Below are 791 nucleotides of genomic sequence, written 5' to 3'. Positions count from 1 at the left end.
CGATGCTGCTCGTCTCGTTCTGGATCAGAAAGTTGCCGATTACGTTCAGCAAAAGCGCCAGCGGCAGCCACGTCTGGGCACCCGAAAGCTGCATTACTTGCTGCAGTGCCAGCCTCAACTTGAGCTGCAAGTGGGTCGAGATCGACTGTTTTCGATTCTGCGTGAAAGGCGTTTATTGGTGGCCCGCAGGCGGGCTTACCACAAGACGACCGACAGCCATCATCGCTTTCGGCGCCATCCGAACCTGCTCAAGCCCGGTCCTGATCAGGTTGTTGCAAGCGGCCCGGAACAAGTCTGGGTGGCTGACATCACCTATTTGCCCACTCAGGAAGGCGTGGTCTATCTGAGCCTTGTGACGGATGCTTTTTCGCGAAAAATCGTGGGCTATCACGTCCATGAAAGCCTGCACGCCGAGTCGGTAGCGCATGCGTTGCGCCGGGCGGTGAAACACCGTCGAACGCAGCAGTCGCTGGTCCATCACTCGGATAGAGGCAGCCAGTATTGCTCGGGAATGTACCAGGAACTGCACGCGAAACACGGCATCCGGTGTTCGATGACGGACGGCTATGACTGCTACCAAAACGCCTTGGCAGAGCGGGTCAACGGGATATTAAAGACAGAGCTTATGCTCCAGCGACCGCAGGATTTGACGCAGGCGAAGAAGATGGTGAGTGAGTCGGTATCGATCTATAACGGCGAGCGACCGCACCTGTCTTTGAAATACAAAACGCCCGATGCGGTGCATCGGGCGTTGGGGTGAAACAGGTGTAAACCTATTTCAGGACTAGACA

The 791-nt window shown here is 56.1% G+C and carries 1 pseudogene; it reads left to right on the top strand.

Annotated features, from left to right (window positions below):
- Positions 1 to 788 (top strand): annotated as a pseudogene (locus ACM6IT_RS24615) (IS3 family transposase); the annotation flags it as partial.
- Between the last annotated feature and the right edge of the window lie 3 nt (positions 789 to 791).

Origin of the sequence: Pseudomonas sp. IT-P4, from assembly GCF_949767755.1 — a bacterium.
Lineage (GTDB): Bacteria > Pseudomonadota > Gammaproteobacteria > Pseudomonadales > Pseudomonadaceae > Aquipseudomonas > Aquipseudomonas monachiensis.
Note: the sequence above shows the minus strand (reverse complement) of the source record. Positions and strands in the feature narration are given on the sequence as shown.